The sequence below is a fragment of the Kitasatospora cheerisanensis KCTC 2395 genome, from assembly GCF_000696185.1.
GTDB classification, from domain to species: domain Bacteria; phylum Actinomycetota; class Actinomycetes; order Streptomycetales; family Streptomycetaceae; genus Kitasatospora; species Kitasatospora cheerisanensis.
In genome coordinates this window covers 6,669,528-6,676,141 of sequence record NZ_KK853997.1, presented here as the reverse complement: position 1 = coordinate 6,676,141, position 6,614 = coordinate 6,669,528, and the positions used below count along the sequence as shown (strand labels likewise).

The 6,614-nt window shown below is 73.5% G+C and carries 9 protein-coding genes and 2 pseudogenes; 3 read left to right on the top strand and 8 right to left on the bottom strand.

Translation table 11 applies throughout. The annotated features are described in order from the left end of the window. Positions 1-266 (bottom strand): annotated as a pseudogene (locus KCH_RS42835) (MFS transporter); the annotation flags it as partial. Between the two features lie 267 nt (positions 267-533). Then, on the bottom strand, positions 534-1,442 hold the full coding sequence (gene cynR / locus KCH_RS29985; protein WP_035868115.1) for a transcriptional regulator CynR: 909 nt from the start codon (positions 1,440-1,442) through the stop codon (positions 534-536). Between the two features lie 124 nt (positions 1,443-1,566). Between cynR and KCH_RS29980 the strand changes: the two genes are divergently transcribed. From KCH_RS29980 to KCH_RS29970, 3 genes are all read left to right on the top strand, one after another. Next, on the top strand, positions 1,567-2,148 hold the full coding sequence (locus tag KCH_RS29980; protein ID WP_035868113.1) for a carbonic anhydrase: 582 nt from the start codon (positions 1,567-1,569) through the stop codon (positions 2,146-2,148). 23 nt (positions 2,149-2,171) lie between these two features. Next, the gene (gene cynS, locus KCH_RS29975; protein WP_035868110.1) at positions 2,172-2,642 is read left to right on the top strand and encodes a cyanase; all 471 of its coding nucleotides are present in this window, start codon (positions 2,172-2,174) and stop codon (positions 2,640-2,642) included. Positions 2,643-2,704: 62 nt separating this feature from the next. Continuing rightward, positions 2,705-3,205: a nucleoside deaminase gene (locus KCH_RS29970; RefSeq protein WP_035868108.1), complete on the top strand. Its 501-nt coding sequence runs from the start codon at positions 2,705-2,707 to the stop codon at positions 3,203-3,205. Between the two features lie 16 nt (positions 3,206-3,221). On the opposite strand, the gene KCH_RS29965 is transcribed toward KCH_RS29970, so the two are convergent. From KCH_RS29965 to KCH_RS29940, 6 genes and pseudogenes are all read right to left on the bottom strand, one after another. Further along, positions 3,222-3,647: a CBS domain-containing protein gene (locus tag KCH_RS29965; RefSeq protein ID WP_035874459.1), complete on the bottom strand. Its 426-nt coding sequence runs from the start codon at positions 3,645-3,647 to the stop codon at positions 3,222-3,224. 104 nt (positions 3,648-3,751) lie between these two features. After that, positions 3,752-4,342, bottom strand: a complete 591-nt coding sequence (locus tag KCH_RS29960) for a GTP-binding protein (protein ID WP_035868107.1) — start codon at positions 4,340-4,342, stop codon at positions 3,752-3,754. Continuing rightward, positions 4,323-4,649, bottom strand: coding sequence for a DUF742 domain-containing protein (locus tag KCH_RS29955; RefSeq protein ID WP_051654068.1), 327 nt, complete (start codon positions 4,647-4,649; stop codon positions 4,323-4,325). Before KCH_RS29955 ends, KCH_RS29960 begins: the two co-directional genes overlap by 20 nt. Before the next feature lie 104 nt (positions 4,650-4,753). Further along, positions 4,754-5,164, bottom strand: coding sequence for a roadblock/LC7 domain-containing protein (locus KCH_RS29950; protein WP_035868097.1), 411 nt, complete (start codon positions 5,162-5,164; stop codon positions 4,754-4,756). Further along, complete coding sequence (locus KCH_RS47680) at positions 5,161-5,358, bottom strand: hypothetical protein (protein ID WP_035868095.1); 198 nt, start codon at positions 5,356-5,358, stop codon at positions 5,161-5,163. Before KCH_RS47680 ends, KCH_RS29950 begins: the two co-directional genes overlap by 4 nt. 166 nt (positions 5,359-5,524) lie before the next feature. Continuing rightward, positions 5,525-6,614, bottom strand: a pseudogene (locus KCH_RS29940) (sensor histidine kinase); the annotation flags it as partial.

The following is a 6,614-nucleotide window of genomic DNA, read 5'->3' as shown; positions in this document are numbered from 1 at the left end:
AGCGCGTACCCGGCGGCCATCGGCGGCAGCACGCGGCGCGGGCCGTACCGGTCGACCAGGCCCGCGCGGAGCGGGAACAGCAGGACACTGACGGCGGAGAACACCGCCATCACCCAGCCGGCCCGCGCGTACGAGCCGGTGGTGCCGCTGACGGCGAGCAGCAGGGAGAGCGGGACGATGCCGTAGGAGAGGCGGCCGATCAGGGCCGAGCCGAAGAGCCGGGCGGCTCCGGGGGTGCGCAGGACAGCCCCGTAGGACGAAGACATGGTGGAGTTCCTCGGAGGAACGGCGCGCAGCGCGCCGGTGAGGTGAACAGGGACGCCGAAGGCACCGCGCCACCGGTCGTGGTGGGCGGTCGCCGCGCGGGGTCCTAGTCACGGTCGAGGAACATGCCGGCCATGCTAGCCGAGCGGGCCCGGACGCCGCACGGGGATTGTCCGGACCCTCGGCCGCCCGCACCGCGCCGAACCGGGCGGCCCCGGCCGGATCGAACGGACGCTGCGTCAACCTCCCTGCTGACGGACCGTCAGCGCCTATTCGGCCGCCGCGTACCCCCGGGCCCGGACCAGTTCGTGCGTCAGCCGGGTGAACGCCCGGTTCGCCGCGCTGCGGTAGGCGCCCTCCCGGTGCAGCAGCGTCACCGTGCGGGTCGGCAGCGGCGGGTCGAGCGGGACGGGGCGGAGGTGCGGATGGTCGTCGGTGATGGCGTCGGGCAGGACGGTGGCCAGGTCGGTGCGGCGGACGATCTCGGCGAGGGCCTGGACGGAGTTGGCCTCCACCGAGATGCGCGGGGTGCTGCGGTGCGCGGCGAAGTACTCGTCGATGTGGCCGCGGGTGGCGAAGTCGCCGGTGAGCAGCGCGAGTTGTTCGTGGCGCAGGGCGTCGACCGGGAGCGGGTCGGGCATCGGGCGGGTGCGTTCGGCGCCGGCCACCAGGCTGAGGGTCTCGACGAACAGCGCGGTGGCGGCGAGTCCGGGGAGGTGCGGGCCGGCGAAGGCGATGCCGAGGTCGAGCTCGTCGGCGAGCAGGGCCGTCTCGATCCGGTCCTGGGTGAGCTCGGTCAGGGTGAGGCCGACGCCGGGGTGCCGGGTGTGCAGTTCGGCGGTGAGCGGGCCGACCAGGTAGGCCGTGAAGGTCGGCGTGACGCCCAGCCGCAGGTGGCCGCGGGTGAGGTCCTGGACGTCGTGGACGGCGCGTTCGGCGGCCGACAGGTCGCGCAGCGCGCGCCGGGCGTGGTCGGCGTAGACGGCGCCGGCGTCGGTGAGCCGCACGGTGCGGCCGGTGCGGTCCAGCAGCTGGACGCCGAGGGCCTTCTCCAGCTGCTTGACCTGCTGGGAGAGCGTGGGCTGCGAGATGTGCAGCTCCTCGGCGGCGCGGGTGAAGTTGCCCTGTTCGGCCACGGCCAGCAGGTAGCGCAGGTGGCGCAGTTCGACGGAAGCCATGGGCGCCACTATAGACGCCGTCGATCGTTTTCATGGTCAGCACCTCTTGGACGCTATGGGTGCAGGTCATGCATGGTGGATCTCACCAGCCCACCGGGCCGACCCCCACTCGAAGGGAGTGACCATGCAGGACCTCACCGACGGCCTCGCCCGTTTCCAGCGCGACGTCTTCCCGGCCAAGAAGGAGCTGTTCGCCCACCTGGCGACGCACCACACCCCGAGCACGCTGTTCATCGGCTGCTCCGACGCCCGGGTGGTGCCCGAGCTGATCACCGGCACCGAGCCCGGTGACCTGTTCGTCGTCCGCACCGCCGGCAACCTGGTGCCCGCGTACACCCCCGAGGCCGACGGCATCTCCGCCAGCATCGAGTACGCGGTCGCCACCCTGCACGTGCGGGACATCGTCGTCTGCGGCCACTCCGCCTGCGGCGCGATGACCGCCCTCGCCGAGGGCCACGACCTCACCGCCGCGCCCGCCGTCGCCTCCTGGCTGCGCCACGCGGACGCCTCGGTGGCCCGCACCGCCGCCGAGGGCGACGTCCCGGCGCTGGTCCGGCAGAACGTCCTCGCCCAGCTGGCCAACCTCGCCACCCACCCCTCGGTGGCCCGCGCGACGGCCGCCGGCCGGGTCGCCCTGCACGGCTGGGTCTACGACATCGCCACCGGCGCCGTCGAGGACCTCACCTCCCCCACGCTCGCCGCCTGATCCCCGAAAGGACCCGACTCCCCATGGTTCACGCCCAGTTCGACCGCACCGCCCGCGAGACCCTGACCGCGAAGGCCGTCGACGCCAAGATCCGCAAGGACCTGACCTGGCAGCAGGTCGCCGACGCCTCCGGCCTGTCCGTCGCCTTCACCACCGCCGCCGTCCTCGGCCAGCACCCGCTGCCGGAGGCCTCCGCGCAGGCCGTCGCCGAACTCCTCGGCCTGGACGCCGACGACGCGCTGCTGCTACAGACCGTTCCGGTCCGCGGCTCGATGCCCGAGCGCATCCCCACCGACCCGACCATGTACCGCTTCTACGAGATGCTCCAGGTCTACGGCACCACCCTCAAGGCGCTGATCCACGAGCAGTTCGGCGACGGCATCATCTCCGCGATCAACTTCCGGCTCGACGTGCAGAAGGTCGCCGACCCGGACGGCGGCGAGCGCGCCGTCATCACCATGGACGGCAAGTACCTTCCCACCAAGCCGTTCTGACGCCCAATCAGCCACCGGGGCGGGCCGCCGGCCGGCCCGCCCCCTTCTCCCGGAGGACCACCATGGACTTCGCCCGGCACACCATCGACCTCGCCCGCCGGAACGTCACCGAGGGCGGCCGCCCCTTCGCCACCGTCATCGTCAAGGACGGCGAGATCCTCGCCGAGAGCCCCAACCTGGTCGCCCAGACCGGCGATCCGACCGCGCACGCCGAGATCCTCGCCGTCCGCGCGGCCTGCACCCGGCTCGGCACCGAGCACCTCACCGGCACCACCGTGTACGTGCTGGCCCACCCGTGCCCGATGTGCCTCGGCTCGCTCTACTACTGCTCCCCCGACGAGGTGGTCTTCCTCACCACCCGCGAGGCGTACGAGCCGCACTACGTCGACGACCGCAAGTACTTCGAACTCGCGTCCTTCTACCAGGAGTTCGCCAAGCCCTGGCAGGAGCGCCGGCTCCCGATGCGGCACGAGGAGCGCGCGGACGCCGTCGAGGTCTACCGCTACTGGCAGCAGCGCAACGGCGGCGAGCGCCGCGTCGCCGGGGCCCCCACCGCCGGCTGAGGCGCCGTCGGGGCGGTCAGCCCGCCGCGTAGACGTGGTCGGCGAACTCGGCGAACTGCCGGTCCGGGAGGTGCCGGGCCAGGTCCGCCTCGCTGATCATGCCGACCATCCGCTTGTTCTCGATCACCGGGAGCCGCCGGATCCGGTGGCTCTCCATCTCGCTGAGCACGTCCGAGATGTCGGCGTCCGCGTCGATCCAGCGCGGCGTGCCCTCGATGACGTCGGACGCCCGGCAGTCGGCCGGGCTGCGCCCGTACGCGACGCACTTCACGACGATGTCCCGGTCGGTGATGATCCCGCACAGCCGTTCGTCGTGCGACTCGTCGCCGACCGGCAGCGCGCCCAGGTTCAGCTCCCGCATCATCCTGGCCGCGTGTTCGAGGGTGTCGTTCTTGGTGATCCAGTGCGCACCGGGGTGCATGATGTCCTTGGCCGTGGTCATGCCGTCCTCCTGGTTGCCGCAGCCGCGAAGCTCGCGGCCTGCCATGGGTGTTGTGCCCCTCGTCCAGGTTCTCGCCGCAGCCCGGCCGCCGCGATTCGAGCAGGTCAGGCCCCGGACCGGGCCAGCACCCTGGCCGCGTGCACCTTGCCCGCGTGCTCGACGAGGTTGATCAGCACGGTCTTTCCCGAGCCGCGTTCGCGGGCGTCGCACAGCACCACGGGGGTGTCAGCGTCCAGGTCGAGCGCCCGGGAGACCTCCTCGGGGCCGAACGCCCGGGTGCCGTCGAAGCGGTTGACGGCGACCACGAACGGGATGCCGCGGTGCTCGAAGAAGTCGACGGCGGGGAAGCAGTCGGTGAGGCGGCGGGTGTCGGCGAGGACGACGGCGCCGAGCGCGCCCTGCGCGAGTTCGTCCCAGAGGAACCAGAACCGGTCCTGGCCGGGGGTGCCGAACAGGTAGACGGCCAGGCCGTCCCGGATGGTGATCCGGCCGAAGTCCATGGCGACGGTGGTGGTGGTCTTCCGCTCGACCCCGCCGAGGTCGTCGACCTGGCTGCCCGCCGCGGTCAACTGCTCCTCGGTGCGCAGCGGTCTGATCTCGCTGACGGCGCCGACCAGCGTGGTCTTGCCGACGCCGAAGCCGCCGGCGACCAGGATCTTCAGGGCGAGGTCGGTGTCAGAGCGCACGGAGTCCATGGATGACCTCCTGGAGGATGTGCTCGTGCGGGAGCAGGGCCGGCGGGACGGGGCGGCTGACCCGGATCTGTTCGGCGTCGAGCAGGTCGCCGAGCAGCACCCGGACCACGCCGAGCGGCAGGTCGAGTTCGGCGGCGATCTCGGCCACCGACAGCGCGTTGCCCCGGCACAGCCGGAGGATCGCGGCGGCCTCGGGGCCGACCGGCAGCACCGCGGGGTCGGGGATGTCGGTGACCACCAGGGCGATCAGGTCGAACGGCTGGCCGGGCCGGGTGCGGCCCTTGGTGAGCGCGTAGGGGCGGACCATCGGGCCGGCGGCCTCGTCGTACCACTGGACGGGGCGGTCGGGCGGCGGCGGGTAGCCGAACGCGGAGCCGGGCAGGTAGTGGCGCGGCGGGTAGGCCACCGGGCTCACCCCTCCTGGGCGCCGCGCGGGGCGGCGTGCAGGTGCTCGCCGACGCGGCGCACCAGGCGGGCGATCTCGTAGGCGACCAGGCCGAGATCGGCGTCCGGCCCGGCGAACACGGCCAGGCAGGAGCCCTGTCCGGCGGCCGCGACCAGCAGGTAGCCGCGCTCCAACTCGACCATGGTCTGCCGGACTTCACCGGCGTCGAAGTGCCGCCCCGCGCCCTTGGCGAGGCTGTGGAAGCCGGAGGCGACGGCGGCCAGGTGCTCGGTGTCCTCGCGGGCCAGGCCGGTGGAGTTGCCCATCGACAGGCCGTCCGCGGACAGCATCACGGCGAACTTGACCTGGGCGGTGCGGGTGACCAACTCGTCGAGCAGCCAGTTCAGTTCACCGCTGTGGTAGGTGGTGCCGATCATCGGGCGGCCTCTCCTCGGTCCGGGGTGCGGGGGTGGGTGTCGGGGGCGCTGCCGCGGGCCCAGCCGTGCTGGAAGGCGCTCATCGCGGAGCGGGCCTGTTCGGGGTCGCGCCCGGCGGGTTCGGCCGGGCGCAGCCCGCGGCCGGCCGGTTCGGGCGCTTCGCGCAGTTGCGGTGCGAGGCTGGCCTGCCGCACCCGGCGCGGGAGTTGCTCCTCGCCGCCGGCCGGCAGCGCCGCCGACGGTCCGGGGCGGCCTTCACGGCGGCCCGTCCGGGCATCAGCGGCGGGGCCAACGGCCGGGCGGGGAACGCCGGTTCGCGGACCTCGCCGGAGTCCCGCGGGGCGGCCCGGCCTCGCTCTCCTCGGATTCGAGCAGCTCGGTGGGGAGCAGCACCACGGCGGTGGTGCCGCCGTACGCGGACGGGCGGAGGGCGACTCTGACGCCGTGTCGCCTGGCGAGGCGGCTGACCACGAACAGGCCGAGCCGGTCGCTGTCGAACAGGTCGACCTGCTCGCCGGCGGCGATCCGCCGGTTGGCGTCGGCGAGGGCTTCGGGGCCCATGCCGAGGCCGCGGTCCTCGATCTCGACCACGTAGCCGGTGCCGACCTGTTCGCCGCGGATGTGGACCTTGGTGTGCGGGGGCGAGAATCCGGTGGCGTTCTCGACGAGTTCGGCGAGCAGGTGGGTGAGGTCGGCGACGGCGGGGCCGGTGACGGCGGCCCGCGGGAGGCGGTGGACGTCGACCCGGGCGTACTCCTCGACCTCGGCGACGGCGGCGCGGACCACGTCGGTGAGCGGGACGGGTTTGCGCCAGGCGCGGCCGGGGGCGGCGCCGGAGAGGATGATCAGCCCTTCGGCGTGGCGGCGCATCCGGGTGGTGAGGTGGTCGAGCCGGAACAGGTCGTCGAGTTCGGCGGGGTCCTCGGTGCGGCGTTCCATCGCGTCGAGCAGGGTGAGTTGACGGTGCACCAGGACCTGGCTGCGGCGGGCCAGGTTGACGAAGACGCCGGAGACGCCGGAGAGCACCTCGGCGCGTTCGACGGCGGCGGTGACGGCGGCCCGCTGGACGGTCTCCAGGGCCTGGTGGACCTGCCCGATCTCGTCGCCGCCGTGCGCCCCGGCCGGTACCTCGGCGTCCACGTCGACCTCCTCGCCGGACCTCAACCGCCGCATGGTGGCGGGGAGTTTGCGGCCGGCGAGTTCGAGGGCGGAGTTGCGCAGCGCGTGCAGTTCGGCGACCAGGCCGCGGCCGATGCGGACGGAGACCAGCAGGGCGGCGAGGACGGCGACCAGGCCGAGCAGCACGGTGGCGCCGGAGGCGGTGAACAGGCCGAGGGCGTACGGGTCGGAGCGTTCGGCGGCGGTCTCGCCGGCCTGCTGTTCGACGGCGGCGAGGTCGTGGGCGACGCCGGCGGCGACGGCGTTCCAGCGGTCGGCGGGGACGGCGGCG